The organism is Pseudomonas sp. Y39-6 (assembly GCF_023651955.1).
Classification (GTDB): Bacteria; Pseudomonadota; Gammaproteobacteria; order Pseudomonadales; family Pseudomonadaceae; genus Aquipseudomonas; species Aquipseudomonas veronii.
Map to the genome: position 1 here is coordinate 6455442 of NZ_CP069594.1, position 23363 is coordinate 6478804.

Sequence of the window (23363 nt, forward strand, 5' to 3'; positions counted from 1 at the left end):
GCAGGCCCCACGAGCGGACAAATATCCTTACAATCGCGCTTTGTTAGCTGCCTAAGCAAGGATTCTGCAATGCACGCCGCCAACCCCCGCAAGGGCTACATCCTGGGCCTGAGCGCCTATGTCATCTGGGGTCTGTTCCCGCTCTATTTCAAAGCCATCGCCAGTGTCCCCGCCGCCGAAATCATCGTACACCGCGTGCTCTGGTCGGCGCTGTTCGGCACGCTGTTGCTGATGGTCTGGAAACACCCCGGCTGGTTCCGCGAACTGCGCGATAACCCGCGGCGCCTGGCGATCCTGGCGCTCAGCGGGGCGTTGATTGCGGCTAACTGGCTGACCTATGTGTGGTCGGTGAACAGCGGACGCATGCTCGAAGCCAGCCTGGGTTACTACATCAACCCGCTGGTGAACGTGTTGCTCGGCATGCTGCTCCTCGGCGAACGCCTGCGCCGCCTGCAATGGCTCGCCGTCGGTCTCGCCGCCGCGGGGGTGGCGCAACAGGTGTGGCAGGTGGGCAGTTTGCCGTGGGTGTCGCTGGCGCTGGCGCTGACCTTCGGTTTCTATGGCCTGATCCGCAAGCAGGCGCCGGTCAAGGCACTGCCGGGGCTGGTGGTGGAAACCTGGATGTTGGTGCCGATCGCCGTCGCCTGGTTGCTGTTCAACCCGTCGGCGCACAGCGCGCAGTTGGCATTCTGGAGTACGTCCGAAGCCTGGTGGCTGGTGGCCGCCGGCCCGGTGACGCTGATCCCACTGGTGTGCTTCAACGCCGCCGCACGGCATTTGCCCTACACCGCCCTGGGCTTTTTGCAGTACGTGGCGCCGACCCTGGTGCTGCTCGAAGCGGTGCTGCTGTTTGGTGAACAACTGGCAACCAGCACGCTGATCGCCTTCGCCTTTATCTGGGCCGGCCTGGTGGTCTACAGCCTGGACGCCTGGCTGACCGTGCGCAAACGCTGATCAAATAACGTACAAACCTCTGCAAGCCACGGCCCGCATGGCTTGCAGAGATCCACCCCAAGGTTATCCACAACCTGATCCCCGCCATTTGTGTACAAGCCCTTGAAACTGCTCGTTTTTTGCTCAGCTGACGGAGAAGCACGGCCGGCGTGGCCTGGCGCCGGGTCTCTACAGGTTATCCACAGGCCCATGCAAGATTTCCATGCATAACCTTGTGGGTGGTTATTCCTCGCGGCGCAGTTCCAACTCCACCATCAAGTCGTCGGCCAGGGTTTCCAGGGCCGCTTGCAGGGTGTCCAGCGCCAAGCCAGACGGCACCGCCAGTGATGCATCGGCGTGGAACAGCGGGTCGCCGCTCATCGGCGCCGGGCGCACGTCGGTGCTCAAGCGTTCGAGGTTCACCCCCTGCTTGCTCAACAGCGCGGTAATCTCACGCACGATCCCCGGCCGGTCGTTGCCCACCAGCGTCATGGTGATCGGTTTGGACGCCGCCGCCTGCCCGGCGCCGCTCTCGCCCACCAGCACGCGAATGCCGTGTGTGGATAAGTCCTCCAGCGCATTCACCAGGGCCTGACGGTTCTCGGCGGGAACGCTGACCCTCAGAATCCCGGCAAACTGCCCGGCCATGTGCGCCATGCGGCTCTCCAGCCAGTTGCCGCCGTGGGCCGCGATGTTCTGCGCAATGCGTTCAACCAGGCCGGGTTTGTCGGCGGCAATGATAGTGAGTACAAGATGGTCCATGGCGAAGCCCTCTGGAATTCAATCTACAAGGTGGACGCAGATGCCCCCGAAAACAAATCGTGTACCATTTTTATATTTATCTGGAACAATCCATCTGTTTCTTGAGAACATCCAAGACCCCACTGTGACCATACGACCAAAGTGGGTCGCTAAACGACGTATTTAGTCTAATTTTCACAAGCGCAAGTCATCATGTAGTATGCGCAATCGCGCACTACATAACGTTGGGTCGATGTCTGCCACGGCAACCATGCTCCGCGACACAGCCTGCCCAGCCGCCTTCACAGGCATGTACCGGCGCAGCGTGCCCGCGGTTTAAATGGCCAGAGGCTTCATTGGTAAATTGAAAAGCTGAAAAGCGCATAAGCTCCGCAGAGTGAGGCAAGCAATGACTGAACACGTTCAAGTCGGTGGCCTGCAGGTCGCCAAAGTCCTGTTCGACTTCGTGAACAACGAAGCCATTCCCGGTACCGGCATCACTGCCGACCAGTTCTGGGCCGGTGCCGACAAGGTCATCCACGACCTGGCACCGAAGAACAAAGCCCTACTCGCCAAACGCGACGATTTCCAAGCGCGGATCGACACCTGGCACCAGACTCACGCCGGCCAGGCGCATGACCCGGTGGCCTACAAAGCCTTCCTGCAAGATATCGGATACCTGCTGCCAGAAGCCGCAGACTTCCAGGCCTCGACCCAAAACGTCGATGACGAAATCGCCCGCATGGCCGGCCCCCAGCTGGTTGTGCCGGTGATGAACGCCCGTTTCGCCCTCAACGCCTCCAATGCGCGCTGGGGCTCGCTGTATGACGCGCTGTATGGCACCGACGCCATCAGCGAAGCCGACGGCGCCGAAAAGGGCCAGGGCTACAACAAGGTGCGCGGCGACAAGGTCATCGCCTTCGCCCGCGCCTTCCTCGACGAAGTCGCACCGCTCAGCGCCGGCAGCCACGTCGATTCCACTGGCTACAAGATCGTTGACGGCAAACTCGTGGTCAGCCTCAAAGGCGGCAGCAACAGCGGCCTGCGCGACGATGCCCAGTTGATCGGCTTCCAGGGCGACAGCGCCCAGCCGATTGCGATCCTGCTCAAACACAACGGCCTGCATTTCGAAATCCAGATTGATGCCAGCACCCCGGTCGGCCAGACCGACGCGGCCGGCGTCAAAGACGTGCTGATGGAAGCCGCGCTGACCACCATCATGGACTGCGAAGACTCCGTCGCCGCCGTCGATGCCGACGACAAAGTGGTGATCTACCGCAACTGGCTCGGCCTGATGAAAGGCGACCTGGCCGAAGAAGTGGCCAAAGGCGGCAAGACCTTCACCCGCACCATGAACGCCGACCGCGTCTACACCGGCGTGAATGGCCAGGACGTGACGCTGCACGGTCGCTCGCTGCTGTTCGTGCGCAACGTTGGCCACTTGATGACCATCGACGCGATCCTCGACAAAAACGGCAACGAAGTACCGGAAGGCATTCTCGACGGCCTGCTCACCAGCCTGGCGGCGATCCACAGCCTCAACGGCAACAGCAGCCGCAAGAACAGCCGCACCGGTTCCGTGTACATCGTGAAACCGAAGATGCACGGCCCGGAAGAAGCGGCGTTCACCAACGAGCTGTTCGGCCGCATCGAAGACGTGCTGAACCTGCCGCGCAACACCCTCAAGGTCGGGATCATGGACGAGGAGCGCCGTACCACGGTCAACCTCAAGGCCTGCATCAAGGCCGCCAGCGAGCGCGTGGTGTTTATCAACACCGGCTTCCTCGACCGCACCGGCGATGAAATCCACACCTCCATGGAAGCCGGCGCGATGGTGCGCAAGGCCGCGATGAAGGCGGAAAAATGGATCGGCGCCTACGAAAACTGGAACGTCGATATCGGCCTCGCTACCGGCCTGCAAGGCCGTGCGCAGATCGGTAAAGGCATGTGGGCCATGCCCGACCTGATGGCGGCGATGCTCGAACAGAAAATCGCCCACCCGCTGGCCGGCGCCAACACCGCCTGGGTGCCGTCGCCGACGGCGGCTGCGTTGCACGCGTTGCACTACCACAAGGTCGACGTGTTCGCGCGCCAGGCCGAACTGGCCAAGCGCGAGCGCGCGTCGCTGGACGATATCCTGACCATCCCGCTGGCGAACAACCCTAACTGGTCGGACGAAGAGATCCGCAACGAGCTGGACAACAACGCCCAGGGCATCCTCGGTTATGTGGTGCGCTGGATCGACCAGGGCGTCGGCTGCTCGAAAGTGCCGGACATCAACGACATCGGCCTGATGGAAGACCGCGCCACCCTGCGCATTTCCAGCCAGCACATCGCCAACTGGCTGCGCCACGGCGTGGTCACTCAGGATCAGGTGATGGAAAGCCTCAAGCGCATGGCGCCGGTGGTAGACCGTCAGAATGCCGGGGATGCGTTGTACCGCCCGCTGGCGCCGGACTTCGATAGCAATATCGCGTTCCAGGCGGCGGTGGAGTTGGTGATTGAAGGCACCAAACAGCCTAACGGTTATACCGAGCCGGTGTTGCATCGCAGGCGTCGGGAGTTCAAGGCTAAAAACGGCCTGTAAATGAAAAAGCCCTGGTCTTGCGATCAGGGCTTTTTCTTTGAGGCTTGTGGTGTCCGGAATGGCCTCATCGGGGGCAAGCCCCCTCCCACAGGATGTACGCGGTCAACTGTGGGAGGGGGCTTGCCCCCGATGAGGCCTTTACATACACCGCAAAAATCAGGACCTCATCCCCAACTCGCGCTTGACCATCTTCGCCAACTTCACGCTATCAATCGGCTTGAGCAGAAAGTCCACCACGCTCAAATGCATCGCATCGATCACATCCAGCGCTCCGGCGTTCCCGGACACGACGATGATCGGCAGCGCCGCGCGCTCGGATTCGCGCACTTCGCGAATCAACTGGAGGCCGTTGCTCGGCGCCATGCGCAGGTCGGTGATCAGCAACCCAATGGAGCGGCTCGACTTCAAGAGTTTCAAGGCTGCCTCACCACTCTCGGCGGTCATGCAGCGAATCCCGTCCAGGCCCAGGATTTCCGCCAGCAGTTCGCGCGCATCCTTGTCGTCGTCGACGATCAACACGCGTTGTGGCGGTAAATCAGGCTTCAGCATCACAGCGCTCAGCGCTTCGCGCTCGGCATCACTCAAAATATCGTGGTCGGACATACGGTTCTCAGCTAGCTCTCATCAATCTCCCAGCACACTCGTCAGACATCTGCGGAAGGGCGAACAATGTGCACTTCGTCGGAAAGTTTGCCTAGTGGGCGTTCTACGGGGTTTGGACGATCGTCATGTAAGGTTTTTCCCTAGTTATGCGCCGTTTTCATCGACCTAGACTTACGTCCAATGGGCACCCGCCGTGCAGGAGTCGACCATGCAGGACGATAACGACAAAAACATCGCGGTCATAGTTATGAGTAAAGCTGATGCATTCGCCCAGGCGGGAAAAACTGCGGTGTTGCAGAACATCCACGGCACCTTGCAGTTCCTGCAACGCTTCCCGCCGTTCAACCAAATGGAAAACGCGCACCTCGCGTTCCTGGTAGAGCAGTGCCAATTGCGCTTTTATGGCCCCGGCGAAAGCATCCTCAAACCGTCGGCCGGGCCGGTGGAGCACTTTTACATCGTCAAGCAGGGCCGGGTCATCGGCGAACGGCCGGATTCGGCCGAACCCACCTTTGAGATTGCCACCGGCGAGTGCTTCCCCCTTGCGGCACTGCTGGGCGAACGTGCGACGCGCACCGAGCACAAGGCCGCCGAAGACACCTTCTGCCTGCAACTGAACAAGCCGGCGTTTATCAAGCTGTTCGCGCTGTCCAGCGAGTTCCGCGATTTCGCCTTGCGCGGCGTCAGCAGCCTGCTTGATCAGGTCAACCAGCAAGTGCAGCAAAAAGCCGTGGAAACCCTCGGCACCCAATACTCCTTGAACACCCGCCTCGGCGAGTTGGCCATGCGCCACCCGGTGACGTGCAGCCCGGCTACTCCGTTGCGCGAAGCGGTGACGCTGATGCACGAGCAACAGGTCGGCAGCATTGTGATCGTGGATGAGCACAAGGCGCCCCTGGGGATCTTCACCCTGCGCGATCTGCGCCAGGTGGTGGCCGACGGCACCAGCGATTTCACCCTGCCGATCGACGCGCACATGACCCATGCGCCGTTCTTCCTCACCCCGGACCACAGCGCCTTCGACGCCGCCATCGCAATGACCGAACGGCATATCGCCCACGTGTGCCTGGTCAAAGACCAGCGTCTGTGCGGCGTGGTGTCCGAGCGCGACCTGTTTTCCCTGCAACGCGTGGACCTGGTCCACCTGGCCCGTACCATCCGCAACGCGCCCAAGGTGGAAAACCTGGTGGCGATACGCGGCGAGATCGGCCAGTTGGTGGAGCGCATGCTGGCCCATGGCGCGTCGTCGACCCAGATCACCCACATCATTACCCTGCTCAACGATCACACCGTGTGCCGAGTCATCGAGCTGACCCTCGCCGACAAAGGCGACCCCGGCGTGCCGTTCACCTGGTTGTGTTTCGGCAGCGAAGGCCGGCGCGAGCAGACGCTCTACACCGACCAGGACAACGGCATCCTGTTCGACGCCAAGGACGCCGCCGAAGCGGCTGAGATCCGCGCGCGCCTGCTGCCCCTCGCGCAGCAGATCAACCAGAGCCTGGCGCAGTGCGGCTTCACCTTGTGCAAAGGCAACATCATGGCCGGCAACCCCGAGCTGTGCCTGTCGCGGGCCGAATGGGCGCGACGGTTTGCGGCGTTCATCCGCGAAGCCACGCCGGAGAACCTGCTGGGGTCGACCATCTATTTCGACCTGCGGGTGGTGTGGGGCGATGAGCAGGGCTGTGAACAACTGCGCCAGGGCATTCTCGACCAGGTCGCGGATAACCGCCTGTTCCAGCGCATGCTGGCGGAGAACGCCTTGCGCCAGCGCCCGCCGGTGGGGCGCTTCCGCGATTTCGTGCTGACGCGCAAAGGCGGCGAAAAAGCCACCCTTGACCTCAAGGTGCAAGGCCTGACGCCCTTTGTCGACGGCGCGCGCCTGCTGGCCCTGGCCAACGACGTCCACGCCATCAACACCCTGGAGCGCCTGCGCCAGTTGGTGGTCAAGGAAGTGATCGAGCCGCTGGATGGCGCCGCCTATGAAGAGGCGTATCACTTTATCCAGCAAACCCGCATGCAGCAGCACCAATTGCAGATGCGGGAAAACCAGCCGTATTCCAACCGCGTCGACCCCGACAGCCTCAACCACCTGGACCGGCGCATCCTGCGCGAATCCCTGCGCCAGGCCCAGCGCCTGCAAAGCAGCCTGACCGTGCGGTATCAGCTGTGAACTTATTTGGTTGGTTGCGCACGGCCAAACCCCATCTCGACGCAACACAACAGCAGCGCCTGGCGCAGTTACCCCAGCCGGTCGCGCTGGGCGACGCGGCATTGCGCAGCCAGCGCTGGGTGGTGCTGGACCTGGAAACCAGCGGCCTGAACCTCAACCGCGATCAGGTGTTGTCCATCGGTGCGGTGGTGATCGAGGACGGCGCGGTGGATTTTTCCCAGATGTTCGAGCGCACCCTGCAACGCGCCGAAACAAAACTCAGCCCCAGCGTGCTGATCCACGGTCTCGGCCCCAGCGCGATCGCCGCCGGCAGTGACCCGGTGGACGCGTTGCTGGATTTCATGGAGTTCGTCGGCGACAGCCCGTTGCTGGCCTTCCATGCGCGGTTCGATCAACACATGCTGGCCCGGGCGCTCAAGGACAGCCTGGGTTATCGCCTGGCCCATACCTTCCTCGACGTGGCCGACATCGCCCCGCTGCTGTACCCCGAGGCGCTGCTGCGCGAAGCCGGGCTGGACGACTGGATCGACCACTTCCACCTGCAGGTGGGCGAACGCCATCACGCCAGCGCCGACGCCCTGGCCACTGCGGAGCTGATGCTGATCCTGCTCAGCCGCGCGCGCCAGCAGCACATCGACACACCGCGCGCCCTGCAAGCACGTTTGAGCCAATGGAAACGGCGCAAGCAGGCGCCATCGTTTTAATAGCACCGCCGGACAGACGCCAATTGCGCCCGCTGCACGCCTCTGACACAATCGCGAATAATTCTCGTTAGTTTAAACTTGTTTATTCGGTGATACCTTGTCGTCGGTCCAGACCCCACACAGTGAGCTTGTCGGTGCGTTGTATCGCGACCATCGCGGCTGGCTGCTGGCCTGGCTGCGGCGCAATGTGGCCTGCCCGAGCCGCGCCGAAGACCTGAGCCAGGACACCTTCATGCGCCTGCTCGGCCGCGACGGGTTGCGCGAACCCCGCGAGCCCCGCGCCTTCCTGGTGGCGATCGCCAAAGGCTTGCTGTTCGACTACTTCCGCCGCGCCGCCCTGGAACAGGCCTACCTCAGCGAATTGATGCTGATCCCGCAAAGCGAACAGCCGTCGCCGGAAGACCAGCAACTGATCCTCGAAGACCTCAAGGCCATCGACCGCCTGCTTGGCACGCTGTCGAGCAAGGCCCGCGCCGCGTTTCTCTACAACCGCATCGACGGCCTGGGCCACGCCGACATCGCCCGGCGCCTCGGCGTGTCGGTGCCGCGCGTGCGCCAGTACCTGGCCCAGGGCATCCGTCAGTGCTACATCGCGTTGTATGGCGAGCCGCTGTGAGTGCAATCAGTTGCAAACCGGTGTCAGCTCGGGTGCTGGATGCGGCGATTGCCTGGCAACTGTCCCTCGACTCAGGGGACGGCAGCGCCGTGGAACAGGAGGAGTTCGCCAAATGGCTGGCCAGCGATGCAGAACATGCCCGCGCCTGGCGCCAACTGGGCCTGCTCGACCAGCGCTTCAGCGTGGCCTCGGGCCCGGCGCGGGCGGCGTTGTTGCAGTCACGCGAGGGCATTCGCCAGCGCGTGCGCAAACTCGGCAGCGGCCTGGCGAGTATCGCACTGGTCTGCGGCCTGGCCTTGTTTGCCGGGGAACGTTATGTACCGCTCCACTATTGGCTGGCCGATCAACGCACCGCCACCGGCGAACAACGCACGCTGACACTGGCGGACGGCACGCAGATCAACCTCAACACCCACAGCGCCATCGATGTGCGCTTCGATGAAAAACGCCGGCTGATCGTGTTGCAGGAAGGCGAAATCCTCGTCGAAACCGGCCACAACGATGCGCGCCCGTTCTATGTGCAGACCCGCGACGGCAGCCTGCGCGCACTGGGCACGCGGTTTATCGTCAAGCGCGAGGACGCCGCCACGCGCCTGAGCGTGCTGCAATCGGCGGTGGCCGCACAACCCGAGGCGCTGCATCAGGAACAGATCTTCAAGGCCGGCCAGCAAGTGCTGATGCGCAGCGACAGCCTCGGCCCGCTGCTCGCCGTCACCCCCGCCACCGACGCCTGGACCCGCGGCATGCTGGTGGTGGACAACGCCCGCCTGGGCGATGTGGTCGAGGAACTGAGCCGTTATCGCCGCGGCTACCTGGGTGTGGATAACGCCGTGGCCAACCTGCGCATCACCGGCAGCTTCCCGCTGCACGACACCACCCTGGCGCTCAACGCACTGCTGCCGACGCTGCCGGTGCGGATCGAACAGCGCACGCCGTGGTGGGTGACGGTGAAGGGTAGGCCCTAGGTCCGGCGGTGTCGGGGATATTGCTCGCGCGAGCAATCCCGCTCCCACCTTCGACCGCGTTGTATCAGGCTGAACGCGGTCGAATGTGGGAGCGGGCTTGCCCGCGATGAGGCCCTCAAGAACACCGAATAGCCCCAGGCAACAATTATTTTCCCCAAGCCCTATCACTTTTCGAATCTCGCTCGGCACATGGGTAATTGCGAATTACTTCCATTCAGGAGCCGCCCTATGTCCCGCACGCTAGACACCTTGTTGCGCCCCAGCCTGTTAGCCGTGGCCATTGCCCTCAGCACCCCGCTGACCAGCAGCGTGCTGATCGCCGCCGAGCAAGCGTCCAGCGTGCGCGCCTACAACCTGCCCGCCGCGCCATTGGCCGCCACCCTGAACCAGATCGCCAGCCAGGCCGGCCTCGCACTGACCCTCAGCCCGGCACTGGCCGCGGGCAAAACCTCGGCGCCGGTCCAGGGCCAGTTCGACGCCCCGGGCGCACTGCGCGAGGCACTGCGCGGCAGCGGCTTGCAGGTGGAGCAGAGCAGCGCGGGGACTTACACGCTGGTGGCGATTGCGGACGGGGTCGTGGCGTTGCCGCAAACCAGCATCGTTGCCCAGGGCAACACTGAAAGCGCCTGGGGCCCGGTGCAGGGCTACCTGGCGACGCGTACCGCCGCCGGCACCAAGACCGATACCGCGCTGGTCGAAGCACCGCGCTCGATCTCCGTCGCCACCCGCGAGCAGATGCAGGACCGCAACGTGCAGAACCTGGATGACGCCGTCAAATACATGCCCGGCATTGTGTCCGCCAGCTACGGCAGCGACACCCGCTACGACTGGATGCGCGTTCGCGGCTTCGAACCGACCCAATTCCTCGACGGCCTGCCGTTGCCACGCGGCGTGTATGCCAACCCCAAGGCCGAAACCTGGAACCTGGATCGCCTCGCCCTGCTGCGTGGCCCGGCCTCCTCGGTCTATGGCCAGACCCCGCCGGGCGGCCTGCTGGACATGGTCAGCCGGCGCCCCAGCGCGGAGTCGAGCCATGCCATTCAAGTGCAATACGGCAGTGACAACTATCGCCAGATCAATTTCGCCAGCACCGGCAAGATCGATGATGAAGGCCAGTTCCTCTATGGCGTCAGCGGCGTGGTCCGGGATGCTGGCACCCAGGTCGACCATATCGACAACAAGCGCTACAACATCGCCCCCAGCCTGACTTGGAACATCGACACCGACACCAAGCTGACCCTGCTCTCGCAGTTCACCCGCGACGATACCGGCACCACCAGCCAGTTCCTGCCGATCCAGGGCACCAAGATCAAATCGCCGCTGGGCGAGGTCTCCCACCACAAGAACCTGGGCGATCCGGACTATGAATTTTACGACCGCACCTACTACGCGCTGGGCTATGCGTTCGAGCATCGCTTCAACGATACATGGCAGTTCCGCCAGAACCTGCGCTACACCAAGTCGGAGCTGGCGTTCCAGCAACTGACCGTGGGCTCACTGATCTACGGCCCTGCCGACGCTGCGGGCAACATCGGTCGTTCGTCGACCAACGTTGACGAAAACATCGGCCAATTCGCGGTCGACAACCATTTCCAGGCTGACTTCAACACGGCTGACATCACGCACACGCTGTTGCTGGGGCTCGATCATCAACGCACCGACACTTCGTATCTGTCGATTTTCGGCAGCGCCGGGACGACCAATATCTTCAACCCGACCTACGGCCAGACGATCGTCCGCCCGCCGCGCTCCGACGCGTACTACGACTACAACCAGAAAACCATACAGACCGGCCTCTACGTGCAAGACCAGATGGCCTTCGACAAATGGCGCCTGACCCTCGGCGGGCGTGAAGACTGGGTGCATCAGGGCACCACGTACTTCAACAAGGACGACGCGACCAACACCGACCGCAGCCGGAACTTCAGTGGCAACGCGGCGCTGAGCTATGTCTTCGATTCGGGCTTCGTGCCGTACCTGTCCTACGCCGAGTCCTTCCAGCCGGCGAGCAATGCCAGCGTCGACCCGGTCAAATCGTACAAGCCCACGCAGGGCAAGCAATGGGAACTGGGGGTCAAGTATCAGCCTCCCGGCTCCAACACATTGCTCAGCGCAGCGGTTTACGACCTGACCCAGAAAAACGTGCTGGTCACCAGCTTCGGCGCCGGGGGCGAATCGGTGACCGACCAGACCGGCGAAGTGAAGGTCAAGGGCCTGGAACTCGAAGCCGTGTCTGACGTGAGTGAAAACCTCAAGCTGATAGCCGCCTACACCCTGGCCAAGTCCGAAGTGCAAAAAGGCCAATACAAGGGCAACCGCCTGCAGCTGATGCCGAACCAGCAAGCCTCCCTGTGGACGGACTACACCTGGCACAGCGGCATGCTCGACGGTTTCGGCATTGGCGCCGGGGCCCGCTACACCGGCAATACCTATGGCGACCAGGGCAATACCTGGACGGGCAAGGCCAACGCCTACACGGTGTTCGACGCCGCCGTGCATTACGACCTCGGCCGCCTGGACAACAGCCTCAAAGGCGCCTCGCTGAAACTGAACGCGACCAACCTGTTCGACAAGGACTACCTCTCCACCTGTGACGGTTCCTACTGCTACTTCGGCGACCAGCGCAGTGTGGTCGCCAGCGCCACCTACCAGTGGTAAACGACTGAGTTGACCTCCCGGCCGCCTCCAGGGGCGGCTTGGGTGTGTCTGAAGGCCAACAAATGAAAAGCCGAACCATCCGCCGCTGGTCCTTTATCCACACCTGGACCAGCCTGATCTGCACCTTGTTCCTGCTGTTGCTCGCCCTTACCGGCCTGCCGTTGATTTTCCACCACGAGCTCGATCACCTGCTGGGCAACGAACCCGAGCTGCAGCAGATGCCCGCCGACACACCACAGCTGAACCTCGAGCAACTGGTGGCCAAAGCCCAGGCGCATCGCCCTGGCGAAGTCATGCAATACCTGGCGTGGGACGAAGACGACCCGCACGGCGTGATCGCGATCATGGCCGCCACCGCTGGCACCGAACCCAATGCGTCGCACACGTTCATGCTCGACGCGCGCACCGGCGCAACCGTGGAGATGCCGTCGGCCAACGGCGGCTTGACGCTGTTCCTGCTGCGCCTGCATGTGGATATGTTCGCCGGCCTGCCGGGCAAGTGGCTGCTGGCGTTCATGGGCCTGTTGTTTGTGCTGGCGATTGTCTCGGGCACGCTGCTTTACCTGCCGTTCATGCGCCGCTTGACGTTCGCCACCGTGCGCCAGAACAAATCCACCCGCCTGCGTTGGCTCGACCTGCACAACCTGATCGGCGTGGTCACCCTGACCTGGGCGCTGGTGGTCGGCGTGACCGGCGTGATCAGCGCTTGCGCCGACCTGATCATCGCCGCCTGGCGCAACGACAGCCTCAGCGCAATGATCGAACCGTACCAGCACGCCCCGCCGCTGACCCTGCGCGCACCGGCCAACGATCTGCTCAAGATCGCCGCCGCGGCCGCGCCCGGCATGCAGCCGGACTTCATCGCCTTCCCCGGCACGCGCTTTTCCAGTGAACACCATTACGCGGTGTTCATGAAGGGCAGCACCCACCTGACCTCGCACCTGCTCACGCCGGTGCTGATCGACGCCAGCAGCCTGGCCGTCACCGCGATCGCCGAGCGGCCGTGGTACATGGACGCCATGGGCATGTCGCAGCCGCTGCACTTCGGCGACTACGGCGGCATGCCGATGAAAATCCTCTGGGCGCTACTGGATGGGCTGACCATCGTCGTGCTCGGCAGCGGTGTGTACCTGTGGTGGGTGCGGCGCAAGGCGGGCAAGGCATGAGGCCGCGTCAATCGAGTTTCTGGAAAGTGTTCGGCATTCCGCTGGGGATCGGCCTGCTCAGCGCCGTCGGTTTGTTTGCCGCGTTGCTGGGGGATGGGCTGTGGGATGCGCTGAGTTGGGTCGGGTTGAGTATTCCTGCGGTCATTGGGACTTGGGCGTTGTTCAGGCGGCGTGGTTGAGGACGCTATCGGGGGCAAGCCCCCTCCCACATTTGGAATGCATTCCCCTGTGGGAGGGGGCTTGCCCCCGATGAGGCCCTCAAGAACCACAGGAATCCCCCTCGCCAGCCACGGCGCAACCCACTAGGCTAGCGACTGCCCATCCCATCCAGGGGGATGGGCTGTGGGATGCGCTGAGTTGGGTCGGGTTGGGTATTCCTGCGGTCGTTGGGACTTGGGCGTTGTTCAGGCGGCGTGGCTGAGGACGCCATCGGGGGCAAGCCCCCTCCCACATTGGAATGCATTCCCCTGTGGGAGGGGGCTTGCCCCCGATGAGGCCCTCAAGAACCACAGGAATCCCCCTCGCCAGCCACCGCGCAACCCACTAGGCTAGCGACTGCCCATCCCATCCAGAGGAATGCCCATGTCCGCTCCCAGCATGACCTTGTTCCACAACCCCGCTTCGCCGTTCGTGCGCAAAGTCCGCGTGCTGCTGGCCGAAACCGGCCAGCAGAACCGTGTGGCCCTGCAGCTTTGCATGCCGACACCGGTCAACCCGGATGTGCAACTGGTCAACGAAAACCCGGTGGGCAAGATCCCGGCCCTGCGCCTGGCCGATGGCACGGTGTTGCACGACAGCCGGGTGATCCTCGATTACCTCGACCACCAGCACGTCGGCAACCCGCTGATCCCGCGTGACGGCTCGGCCCGCTGGCGTCGCCTGACCCTGGCCTCGATGGCCGACGCCATCATGGATGCCGCCGTGCTGGTGCGTTACGAGAGCGCCCTGCGCCCGCCGGAAAAACACTGGGCGCCGTGGCTCGACGAACAGCGCAACAAGATCCGGCGCACCCTGGCGGAGCTGGAAGCGGATGCGATTGCCGAACTGGCCAGCCACTTCGATATCGCCGCGATCAGCGTGGCCTGCGCCTTGGGTTACCTGGATTTCCGCCACCCGGACCTGCACTGGCGCGACGCCAACCCCCAGCTCGCCGCCTGGTACGCCGAAGTCAGCCAGCGCCCTTCGATGCTTGAGACACAGCCGCCGGTTTGACCCTGCGCATAGGTGGCGCAGGAAACAACGCCACAATCCTCGCCACCAACTGCGCTCGCTCCCGCTGGTCCTCACGCAACCCGATCATTGCACCGCCTCCAGATCGAATGCCAAGGGCTCGGCCACCTTGCGTTTGCCCACGCCGTACCAATCCAGTTTGCGTGTCAGCACCATCACCGTCCCCAGCAGGCCGAACAGCAACAGCGAGCCCATCAGCAGCGCGTAGTCCTCGGCACTCAATAACCCGTACAACAAGCCATACAACGCCGCCAGCCCGGCCGAAAACCCCAGGCCGTGGGCGACGCTGCGCAGCACATGGCACACGTAGAAACCAATCAACAACACACAGGCACTGGCCGAGATCAGGTACGCCAAGGCAAAGCCCAGGTGCTCGGACAACGACAGCAACAACAGGTAGAAAAACGCCAGGGCGAACCCCACCAGGGCGTACTGGATCGGATGCACCGCCAAGCCCTTGAGCACTTCGAACAGGAAGAAACCGGCAAAGGTCAGGGCGATGAACAGCAGCGCATATTTGATCGCGCGGTCGCTCTTGAGGTACTGGTCCACCGGGTCGATGAAGTTCACCCCGAAGCTGCGGTTGTTGAAGTCGTCACAGCCGCGTTCGTCCAGGCAGCCGCGCAGGGCTTCTTCGAGGTTGGTGGAGAAGAATGAGGTCTGCCAGTTGGCGCTGAAGCCCTTGTCGGTGACTTCCCGTTGCGCCGGCAGGAAGTTGCCGATGAAGCTCGGGTGCGGCCAGTTGGAGGCCAGTGTGACCTGGCTGGTCTTGCCCACCGGCACCACTTGCAGTTGCTCGGTGCCTTGCAGGCGCAGGTCGAAGGCGAAGTCCAGCGCGGCCGGGGTTTTGCTGTCCTGCTCCGGCAGCGCCACATGCACCCCCTCGCCCAGCCACTCGACGTGGGTGCCTGGCGCAAACTCCAGGCGCTGGCTGCCCAGCTCCAGCTTCAGTGCGTTTTCGATACCGCGAATATCGCTGATACCCACCGCCAGAAACGCCGGCTCAAAGCGGTAATCGGCGAAATTTTCCTTGATGCCCCATTGCTCCGGCAAGACGAAGCGTCCGCTGATGCGGTTGTCGGCGTGGAACAGCCGGGCCTGGTAGATGCCACGCGCGCGCAGTTCGGTCTGCACCCGCCCGTCGAGCTCAAAACGCTCCGGCAGGAAATACAGACGACCGCGCACTTCACGGGTTTCCTCGTAGCGCTTGTTGAGTTTTTCATTGAGCTTCCACTCGCGGACAGTCTTGCGGTACGGCACCACCATCACCGGGCCGGTGAGGCGCTGGCTGTAGCTGGAGCTACGGGCGATATCCATCAGGACACTGTCGCGAGTGTATTGGCGGTCGGCGATGAGGCCGTTGATCATCAGCAATGGAATCAGCAATAGCAGGATCAATAGCGCAATCGCGCCAAGTTTGAAAAGCAGGCTGCGGTTCATGGGGCTCTCCCTGTTTTGATGGGGAAAGCGTGAGCCGCGCATGTGGGAAATTTATGTGGGCAGTGTGGAGACTGTGTGGAGATGCAGCACCACTTGCACGCCACCGTGTACGTTGCCGATCTGCAACGTGCCGCCATGCAGCTTCATCACTTCCTCGACAAAGTTGAGGCCCAGGCCGGTGCTTTTGCGCCCGCTGGCCGGACGCGGCAGCGAGTAGAAACGCTCGCTCAGGCGCGGCAAGGCGTAGTCGGGAATCGGCGCGGCCTGGTTGAACAGGCTGACCTGCACAGCGTTGTGCCGGGTCTGTGCGCTGAACCGCAACACCCCGCCCGCCGGCGTGAAGTCCAGGGCGTTGTCGAGCAGGTTGCCCAGGGCCTGGCGCAGCAGGAACGGTTCGCCGAAGACCTTCACCTCAGCGCCGATCGTTTGTTCGATGCGCAAGCCGGCACCTTCGATGCGCGCGCATTGGGCCTTGAGCACATCGTCCACCAGCGCGGCCAGCGGCAGGCTGGCTTGCGCCTCCAGGCCCTGGCGTTGCTCGACCTGGGCCAGGTTCAGCAAGCGCTCGATCAACTGCTGCAGGCGGGTACTTTCGCTGTCGATGTTGCCGACAAAGCGCTGTTGCTGCTCGCGGCTCATGTCGCCCTGCAACAGCTCGGCCGCGCCGCGAATCGCCGCCAGCGGGCTCTTCAATTCGTGGGTCAGGGTGTGGACGTAATGCTCCACATAAGCCTTGCCCTCCAGCTGTGTCCGCATGTGCTCCACGGCGGTGGACAACTGCTTCAGCTCGCCGCCACGGTAATGCGGCAATTCGGCGCGCCGCCCCTCGCTGACCGCCTCGGCATACGCGGTAAGCCGGCGCAGTGCCACGCTCAACCACCACGACAACAGCGCGCCGAGCAGCAGGCCGAGGATCACCAAGCCGGCGCCGTACCACAGCAACCGGTGCTCGGTGCGATCGACATAAGGCTGCAGCGAACTGTTCGGCTTGGCCACCGTGACCACACCGATGATCTGCCCGTTGTCGCGAATCGGCGCGCCCACGTGCATCACCGACGAGGCCGGATCATCCGGCGCGCTGCGGGTGGAGCGCGCGCCGTACTCGCCGCGCAGGGTCAGGTACACGTCGTTCCATTTGGAGTAGTCCTGGCCCACGGCTTCGCCGCTGGAGTCGAGCAACACCATGCCGTTGGCGTCGGTCACGTAGATGCGGTGGTTGACCTGGTTTTTCGGCAGGCCCCAGATGGTCGCGCCCGGCTGACGGGTGCCGTAGGCCTTGAGCAGCTCCGGCCAGTGGCTTTGGGCGAGGGTGCCGTTCTTGACGTCGTTGCGCAGGATTTCCGCCAGCAGGTTGGCGGTGTCCACCAGGGTTTCTTCGGTGGACTGGCGCACGCCGGGGCGGATTTCCTTCATCACGGTGTTTAGCACGAAGTAACCGGTGAAGCCGATAAACAGCGCGTAGACCAGGAAAAACCGCAGCCCCAGGCGCATCAGCTGTGGCTCGGGCTGTAGCTGTAGCCGAGGCCGCGATGGGTCTGGATCGGTTCGGCCTGCGCCGCCACGCTGCGTAATTTGCTGCGCAGGCTTTTGATATGGCTGTCGATATTGCGCTCATAGCCGGCATCGGCCGGCACGCCGACCGCGTCCAGCAGTTGTTCGCGGCTGAACACACGCTCGGGTTGTTCCAGCAGGCTTTGCAGCAAGCGGAACTCATGGCGGGTCAGGCTCAGTGCCAGGCCACGGTAGGTGATCTGCATGCGCTCCAGGTCGACCTGGAACAACGCCGGAGCGACGCCAGGGCCGACGCGCTTGAGGATCGCCCTGACCCGCGCCGCCACTTCCCGTGGGCTGAACGGCTTGACCACATAATCGTCGGCACCGATCTCCAGCCCGACCACGCGGTCGATCTCGCTATCGCGGGCACTGAGAAACATCACCGGCACTTCGCTGAAACGTCGCAGTTGCTTGCAGGTTTCAAAGCCGCTGATGTCGGGCAGGCCGATGTCGAGGATGATCAGGTCGGCCGGGGTCTGGCGCTGATGGGCCAGCGCTTCCTGGCCGAGGCTCAGCCAGGTGGTGGTAAAGCCCTCGCCTTGCAGGGCGAAAACCAGTGTGTCGGCTATCGCCGCTTCGTCTTCGACAATCAGGATGTGCGGCATGGCGGTCCGTCAGCAGTCCGGCTTGTCGGCGGTGTAGCGACGCGCCGGGTTCACCGCGGCGCCGAATTCACGCAGGGCCTTGGCGCCGATCAGCAGCGGGTAGTTGAAGCTGCTGCGGTCGGTGAGGTTGACCTCGACGGTGCGCTTGACGTTGCCCAGGCACATTTCCAGGTCAATCACCGGGCGCGTGGCCACGGTGGCTTCTTCCTTGTCCTCGTCTTCGTCGGCGCGGCTCTTGATCTTGCTGATGCGCGCCACCTTGTGTTCGTAGACTTTGTTGCCGGCGTCCTTGCCGCCGACGCGGAAGCGCACCCAATCGTCGCCGTCACGGGTGAAGGTCTCGATGTCACGGGCCGACAGCGAGGCGGTCAGCGCGCCGGTGTCCATCTTGGCCTTGAAGGTTTCGCCGATCTCCGGCAGTTGGATGTATTCGTAGCGACCGTAAACGGTCGGTTCGGCGGCCATGACGGGCAAGGCCGCCAGGGCGAGCGAGGCAAGGAGCAGTTTCACGAAGTGATTTCCTCGGAAAGAAGTAGGCGAATTCTAGACCGCAAAGGCCGCACTTAGTTAGTTCTGCAACCATACCCGGCATATTGTGAAACATTCGTCGGGCGATTTGCGATTTGGCCTCTAGACGCCGCTCTCTTATTATGTCCCGCCCACAGGACTCCAAGAGTTACTTATGCGCCGCCTGCTCACCGGCTGTTTCGTCTCGCTGCTGCTCCTGCTCAACACCCTGGTCCTGATCGGGCCGCTGACGGTGTTTGCCCTGCTCAAGCTGGTGGCCCCCGGTCGCTATCGCGATTACGCGTCATGGGCCGTGATGTGGATCGCCGAGACCTGGGCCGAAATCGACAAACTGATCTTCGCGCTGTGCATCCCGACCCAATGGGACATCCGCGGCGCAGACGACCTGCGCGGCGACACCTCGTACCTGGTGATCAGTAACCACCAATCCTGGGTCGATATCCCCGCGCTGATCCAGGCCCTCAACCGCCGCACGCCGTTCTTCAAGTTCTTCCTGAAGAAAGAACTGGTCTGGGTACCCTTCCTCGGCCTGGCCTGGTGGGCGCTGGATTATCCGTTCATGAAGCGCTACACCAAGGCGTTCCTGGCCAAGCACCCGGAACTGGCGGGCCAGGACTTGAAGATCACCCGCCAGGCCTGCGAGCTGTTCAAGCGCCAGCCGGTGACGGTGGTCAACTACCTGGAAGGCACCCGGTTCAGCGAGGCCAAGCGTGCCCAGCAAGGCTCACCGTTTGCCCACCTGCTCAAGCCCAAGGCCGGCGGCGTGGCGTTTGTGTTGGCGGCACTGGGCGAACAACTGGATGCCGTGCTCGACGTGACCGTGGTCTATCCGCAAGCGAAGACGCCGGGGTTCTGGGATCTGATCAGCGGGGCGGTACCGAAGGTGATCATCGATATCCGCACCCGTGAGCTGGACCCGGCGCTGTGGCAGGGCGACTACGAAAACGACCCGGCGTTTCGCCAGGTCGTACAGAACTGGGTGAACCGGCTCTGGATGGAGAAAGATCAGCGGATTCAGGAACTGCGAGGCGAAACCGCTGGGGCCTTATGGGCAAAGTAACCGTTACGGACGCTTAGGCCACGTGGCCGAATCGTCACCGGTACGCCACCCGTGCGCTATCTCGATGGTGTCGTGACTGCTCACGGTATCAGCCTGCTCCTGGCTGGCGTCGTGGGGCGCTTTTCCTTGCTCTGCGGCAGCGGGCTTGTGGGTCGCGGCGTGATACGAAGCGCTAGCGAGAGCGTTGTAGGTGTTGACGATGTTCATGGAAGACTCCTACCTGACCGGATTGAAGAATCCACCCCAGGAGGGTTGGTTTTCCTGGAGCAGCCCCCGTAGGTGGTGAAACATCCCACACAGTTCCTCGAGAGTTGTTGCGCAGCATTGCCAAACGAGGGGCTGACTCAATCCTTGGCTACCCGCGCCCCACGCCTGGACCCGCTTGCCCTGCTGCGAACCCGCGATAGGGCCTCGTCTGAAAACGCATAAAAAACTGTCAGAGTTAACAGTTCCGCCCGCCTTGGGCGGCTGATTAGGCTAAGGACTCCATCTCAGTCGAGTGCCCTGATCATGACCATCAAAGTCCTCTTCGCCGGCATGGCGTTACTGACAGTAGCGAACATTGCCCATGCAGAAATGGCCACGTGCCCCGCAGTCAGTTCAATAAAAGCTACGCCGTATACCGACCCGGACCTTCCTCCGGACTTCAACCAAGGCTTCAAATACGAAGCCCCCGGGCCCGGTGGCCAGATGTGGGAGGGCCAGTCCACGGCCACAAGCGAGACCTACCTCGAACCTAAATACAACCTGATGTTAGTCAGTGCCGAAATGATCCACGGGAAAATACTCTGCAGTTATGGCGGTACAACACAAAGAGAAAACGCAGAGCCGGTGAACAACGTTTCCAAACCCTATGTTCAATTGGGCCTGCGGTTTAACAACCCGAAGGCCGCGACCGGTACAGCATGGAACAAAACCAGCTGCGGGAATCAAGGCGGCGCTGTATCGATCGACGCCTCCCAATGTACTTTTGAGTACCAACCGTAACGCTGTTCCCCGCAACCTGCCGGCCACTTCAAAGCGGGGGCGAACCCGCTTTGAAGGACCACGGCCTTAGCTGCCGGTGCCCCAAGCCTGGCCCAGTTTGCCCAGCAGCGAACTGTTGGCACCCTGGCCGCCCAGGTATTGCAGGATCACCGGGGCGAATTGGCCGATCATGCCGCTGTCCATGCCCAGCGCGCTGAACGCGGTGTTCAGGTCGTTGGTGTTCTTCACGTTACCCAGCAGGCCGTCGAGGCCGCTGGTCTTGCTGCCACCGCTCTGGCCGAGCATCCCGCTCAAGGCGCCGAGGCTGCCCAACGCATTGCTGCCCGACAGTTGGTCGATACCCGGCACGCTTTTCCCCAGTTGCGAATAGTCGCTGCTGCTCAGTTGGTTCCTGGCCAGGCCCAGCATGGCGCCGGTGCCGCCGACGGCTTGCTCGGGGGTGACATTCAATTGTGAGGTCAGGGCACTCAGCAAACCGGCCGTTTCGGACGACGGCGCAACGGCAGCGGCTTTGTTGTTGCCGCCCTGCATACCGGAAATCGCATTGGCCGCATCGCCAAGGCTGAACCCGGCGGCGAATACCGGGCCGGCTGCCAGGGTCATCAGGCAGGAAAGGGCGAAACCGCGTGAAATCTTCATCGAAACAACCTCTGGATGTAGGGGTGAAAGCAGGCGTTTGACTGGCCTTTTCGTCACTTGTTCCAAACCCGCTCCGGAACCCAACTGCGATAAGCCGGTCCATGAACTGACTACAAAATTTGTCAGGAAGAGACTTATGACGACGATCCACCCCCAAGTGATTGATCACAAGCCTTCATTCTGGAGCCGCCCGCGCCTGTTCATCGGCGCCTGCGCTGTAGTGGCCGCCGGTATCGGCGGCGCGCTCTACACCCAGGACAGCGTCAAATCCGCCGCCACCCTGGTGACCACCACCCAGCAGCCGGCAGCGCAGATCATGGCCCACAAGGACTACCTGGAAGTGCAGCCGATTGCCTCCACGGCCCCTGCCCCAGATCAGAGCCTGGAGCTGTGGGCCATCCCCGAGGACGGCACGCCGGTATCCCTCGGCCTGTTGCCGGAAGATGGCAAAGGCATCATCGGCTTGAATCCACGCCAGCAGGAATCCATCAGCAAACCGGTGGGCTTGATGGTGAGCTCGGAAACCAAGGGTGGATCGGTGAGCAAGCAGCCGACCGGGCCGACGGTGTATCAAGGCGCGCTGGCGATTCGCTAAGCCACGGGCACCGCGGATTTCGCAGTGCCCTGCTGCTCCGGCATCCAATCAACCCCGTTCGTACACCGCCAATGGCAATGGCAAAACGTGGTCAGGGTTCAGGAGGCTAACGGAAAGCTATTCTGCAACTATGGTGGAAAAACACTTGAAGTACAGACGGAAAATGAAGAGGGCAAGCCAGAAACTATAAAATCGACCGCTAACCTTCGACTCTCGGCCCCACTCTAATTGATAAGGGCGCCCGTCGAGGCGCCCTTGTTTTTTGCTCTAGCGTTTACGCCGCGCTGAACAACTTATGCGGATCAATCACAAACTTCTTCGGCACGCCCGCATCAAACTCGCCATACCCACGCGGCGCGTCATCCAGGCTGATGACTTCGACCCCGACGATGTCGGCAATGTGAATGCGGTCCCACATGATCGCCTGCATCAACTGGCGGTTGTACTTCATCACCGGCGTTTGCCCGGTGTGGAAGCTGTGGGATTTGGCCCAGCCCAGACCAAAACGGATGCTCAGGCTGCCCATCTTCGCGGCGGCGTCGACGGCGCCAGGGTCTTCGGTGACGTACAGGCCGGGGATACCGATCTTGCCCGCCACGCGCACCACGCCCATCAGTGAGTTGAGCACCGTGGCCGGGGCTTCGTGCTTGACGCCGTCATGCCCGTGGCCGCGTGCTTCGAAGCCCACGCAGTCGACGGCGCAGTCCACTTCCGGCTCACCGAGCAAGGCAGCGATCTGTTCGTGCAGCGGCGTGTCGGTGGACAGGTCGACCACTTCAAACCCTTGCGCCTTGGCGTGAGCCAGGCGGATGGAGTTGACGTCGCCGATGATCACCACCGCCGCGCCCAGCAGGCGTGCGGAGGCGGCAGCGGCCAGGCCGACCGGGCCGGCACCGGCGATGTAGACGGTGCTGCCAGGGCCAACGCCGGCGGTGACGGCGCCGTGGTAGCCGGTGGGCAGGATGTCGGAGAGGCAGGTCAGGTCGCGGATTTTCTCCATGGCCTTGTCGCGGTCCGGCAGTTTCAACAGGTTGAAGTCGGCGTAAGGCACCAGCACGTATTCGGCCTGGCCGCCGGTCCAGTCGCCCATGTCGACATAGCCGTAGGCGCCACCGGCACGGGCCGGGTTGACGGTGAGGCACACGCCGGTGTGTTGCTCTTTGCAGGAGCGGCAGCGGCCGCAGGCAACGTTGAAGGGCACGGACACCAGGTCGCCGATTTTCAGGTTCTCGACGTCGCTGCCCTTCTCGATCACTTCACCGGTGATCTCGTGACCGAGCACCAGGCCGGTCTGGGCAGTGGTGCGGCCGCGCACCATGTGTTGGTCGGAGCCGCAGATGTTGGTGGAGACCACGCGCAGGATGACGCCGTGCTCAATCTTCCTGCCACGGGGGTCCTGCATTTTGGGATAGTCGATTCTCTGTACTTCGACCTTGCCGTTGCCGAGATACACGACACCACGATTACCAGACATGCTTTCACCTCGCTGTTGTTTTTATGAAAGCGCGTTGCCCGTGGGTGGGCAGCGCGTTGAGTGCTCGGGTACAGATGCTGTTTCTTGTGTTGTTTGTTAGGGCCTCAT

Annotated in this window: 22 protein-coding genes; 13 read left to right on the forward strand and 9 right to left on the reverse strand. The window is 62.7% G+C overall.

The window, feature by feature from the left end; all coding sequences use genetic code 11:
• Positions 1 to 69: 69 nt before the first annotated feature.
• Positions 70 to 954, forward strand: coding sequence for an EamA family transporter RarD (gene rarD, locus JN756_RS29495; protein WP_017847851.1), 885 nt, complete (start codon positions 70 to 72; stop codon positions 952 to 954).
• Between the two features lie 222 nt (positions 955 to 1176).
• Here the strand turns inward: rarD and JN756_RS29500 are convergent, their stop codons facing one another.
• Positions 1177 to 1695 carry a glycine cleavage system transcriptional repressor gene (locus tag JN756_RS29500; protein WP_017847852.1) on the reverse strand — a complete coding sequence of 173 codons (519 nt, stop codon included), beginning with the start codon at positions 1693 to 1695 and terminating at the stop codon, positions 1177 to 1179.
• 388 nt (positions 1696 to 2083) lie between these two features.
• Here JN756_RS29500 and JN756_RS29505 point away from each other — a divergent pair, with 388 nt between their 5' ends.
• Positions 2084 to 4261, forward strand: a complete 2178-nt coding sequence (locus JN756_RS29505; RefSeq protein WP_201021604.1) for a malate synthase G — start codon at positions 2084 to 2086, stop codon at positions 4259 to 4261.
• A 156-nt stretch (positions 4262 to 4417) separates the two neighbouring features.
• Here the strand turns inward: JN756_RS29505 and JN756_RS29510 are convergent, their stop codons facing one another.
• Positions 4418 to 4864, reverse strand: a complete 447-nt coding sequence (locus JN756_RS29510) for a response regulator (RefSeq protein WP_046381830.1) — start codon at positions 4862 to 4864, stop codon at positions 4418 to 4420.
• Positions 4865 to 5111: 247 nt separating this feature from the next.
• Here JN756_RS29510 and JN756_RS29515 point away from each other — a divergent pair, with 247 nt between their 5' ends.
• The 8 genes from JN756_RS29515 (at position 5112) to JN756_RS29550 (ending at position 14355) form a co-directional block, all read left to right on the forward strand.
• Positions 5112 to 7034, forward strand: a complete 1923-nt coding sequence (locus JN756_RS29515; protein ID WP_032804651.1) for a DUF294 nucleotidyltransferase-like domain-containing protein — start codon at positions 5112 to 5114, stop codon at positions 7032 to 7034.
• Positions 7031 to 7738, forward strand: coding sequence for a 3'-5' exonuclease (locus tag JN756_RS29520; RefSeq protein ID WP_017847856.1), 708 nt, complete (start codon positions 7031 to 7033; stop codon positions 7736 to 7738). Before JN756_RS29515 ends, JN756_RS29520 begins: the two co-directional genes overlap by 4 nt.
• A 97-nt stretch (positions 7739 to 7835) precedes the next feature.
• On the forward strand, positions 7836 to 8354 hold the full coding sequence (locus tag JN756_RS29525) for an RNA polymerase sigma factor (RefSeq protein WP_026140138.1): 519 nt from the start codon (positions 7836 to 7838) through the stop codon (positions 8352 to 8354).
• On the forward strand, positions 8351 to 9319 hold the full coding sequence (locus JN756_RS29530; RefSeq protein WP_201021605.1) for a FecR domain-containing protein: 969 nt from the start codon (positions 8351 to 8353) through the stop codon (positions 9317 to 9319). The genes JN756_RS29525 and JN756_RS29530 overlap by 4 nt, the downstream gene beginning before the upstream one ends.
• A gap of 228 nt (positions 9320 to 9547) precedes the next feature.
• Positions 9548 to 11977, forward strand: a complete 2430-nt coding sequence (locus tag JN756_RS29535; RefSeq protein WP_201021606.1) for a TonB-dependent siderophore receptor — start codon at positions 9548 to 9550, stop codon at positions 11975 to 11977.
• 62 nt (positions 11978 to 12039) lie between these two features.
• Positions 12040 to 13143, forward strand: coding sequence for a PepSY-associated TM helix domain-containing protein (locus tag JN756_RS29540; protein ID WP_201021607.1), 1104 nt, complete (start codon positions 12040 to 12042; stop codon positions 13141 to 13143).
• The gene (locus tag JN756_RS29545) at positions 13140 to 13322 is read left to right on the forward strand and encodes a hypothetical protein (RefSeq protein WP_017847861.1); all 183 of its coding nucleotides are present in this window, start codon (positions 13140 to 13142) and stop codon (positions 13320 to 13322) included. Before JN756_RS29540 ends, JN756_RS29545 begins: the two co-directional genes overlap by 4 nt.
• A 403-nt stretch (positions 13323 to 13725) precedes the next feature.
• Positions 13726 to 14355, forward strand: a complete 630-nt coding sequence (locus tag JN756_RS29550) for a glutathione S-transferase (RefSeq protein WP_017847862.1) — start codon at positions 13726 to 13728, stop codon at positions 14353 to 14355.
• 84 nt (positions 14356 to 14439) lie between these two features.
• On the opposite strand, the gene creD is transcribed toward JN756_RS29550, so the two are convergent.
• The 4 genes from creD to rloA2 are packed head-to-tail and all read right to left on the reverse strand — an operon-like array spanning position 14440 to position 18482.
• Entirely contained in the window at positions 14440 to 15813 is a 1374-nt protein-coding gene (gene creD / locus JN756_RS29555; protein ID WP_201021608.1) for a cell envelope integrity protein CreD, read from the reverse strand.
• A 51-nt stretch (positions 15814 to 15864) separates the two neighbouring features.
• Positions 15865 to 17304 (reverse strand): two-component system sensor histidine kinase CreC, encoded by a 1440-nt coding sequence (creC, locus tag JN756_RS29560; protein ID WP_046381824.1) that lies wholly within the window; start codon positions 17302 to 17304, stop codon positions 15865 to 15867.
• Positions 17304 to 17972 (reverse strand): two-component system response regulator CreB, encoded by a 669-nt coding sequence (creB, locus tag JN756_RS29565; protein WP_057003915.1) that lies wholly within the window; start codon positions 17970 to 17972, stop codon positions 17304 to 17306. The genes creC and creB overlap by 1 nt, the downstream gene beginning before the upstream one ends.
• Positions 17973 to 17981: 9 nt before the next feature.
• Complete coding sequence (rloA2, locus tag JN756_RS29570) at positions 17982 to 18482, reverse strand: retropepsin-like aspartic peptidase RloA2 (protein ID WP_046381822.1); 501 nt, start codon at positions 18480 to 18482, stop codon at positions 17982 to 17984.
• A gap of 172 nt (positions 18483 to 18654) precedes the next feature.
• On the opposite strand from rloA2, the gene yihG reads away from it, so the two are divergent.
• Positions 18655 to 19560 carry a 1-acylglycerol-3-phosphate O-acyltransferase, YihG family gene (gene yihG / locus JN756_RS29575; protein ID WP_201021609.1) on the forward strand — a complete coding sequence of 302 codons (906 nt, stop codon included), beginning with the start codon at positions 18655 to 18657 and terminating at the stop codon, positions 19558 to 19560.
• A gap of 3 nt (positions 19561 to 19563) precedes the next feature.
• Here the strand turns inward: yihG and JN756_RS29580 are convergent, their stop codons facing one another.
• Positions 19564 to 19767 (reverse strand): hypothetical protein, encoded by a 204-nt coding sequence (locus JN756_RS29580; RefSeq protein ID WP_017847868.1) that lies wholly within the window; start codon positions 19765 to 19767, stop codon positions 19564 to 19566.
• Between the two features lie 303 nt (positions 19768 to 20070).
• Here JN756_RS29580 and JN756_RS29585 point away from each other — a divergent pair, with 303 nt between their 5' ends.
• Positions 20071 to 20547 carry a hypothetical protein gene (locus tag JN756_RS29585; protein WP_128192633.1) on the forward strand — a complete coding sequence of 159 codons (477 nt, stop codon included), beginning with the start codon at positions 20071 to 20073 and terminating at the stop codon, positions 20545 to 20547.
• Positions 20548 to 20613: 66 nt separating this feature from the next.
• Here JN756_RS29585 and JN756_RS29590 read toward each other — a convergent pair whose 3' ends face one another.
• Entirely contained in the window at positions 20614 to 21186 is a 573-nt protein-coding gene (locus JN756_RS29590) for a DUF2780 domain-containing protein (RefSeq protein ID WP_201021610.1), read from the reverse strand.
• A 136-nt stretch (positions 21187 to 21322) separates the two neighbouring features.
• On the opposite strand from JN756_RS29590, the gene JN756_RS29595 reads away from it, so the two are divergent.
• Positions 21323 to 21781 carry an anti-sigma factor gene (locus JN756_RS29595; RefSeq protein WP_057003918.1) on the forward strand — a complete coding sequence of 153 codons (459 nt, stop codon included), beginning with the start codon at positions 21323 to 21325 and terminating at the stop codon, positions 21779 to 21781.
• Positions 21782 to 22055: 274 nt separating this feature from the next.
• Here the strand turns inward: JN756_RS29595 and fdhA are convergent, their stop codons facing one another.
• On the reverse strand, positions 22056 to 23255 hold the full coding sequence (fdhA, locus tag JN756_RS29600; RefSeq protein ID WP_201021611.1) for a formaldehyde dehydrogenase, glutathione-independent: 1200 nt from the start codon (positions 23253 to 23255) through the stop codon (positions 22056 to 22058).
• Positions 23256 to 23363: the final 108 nt, after the last annotated feature.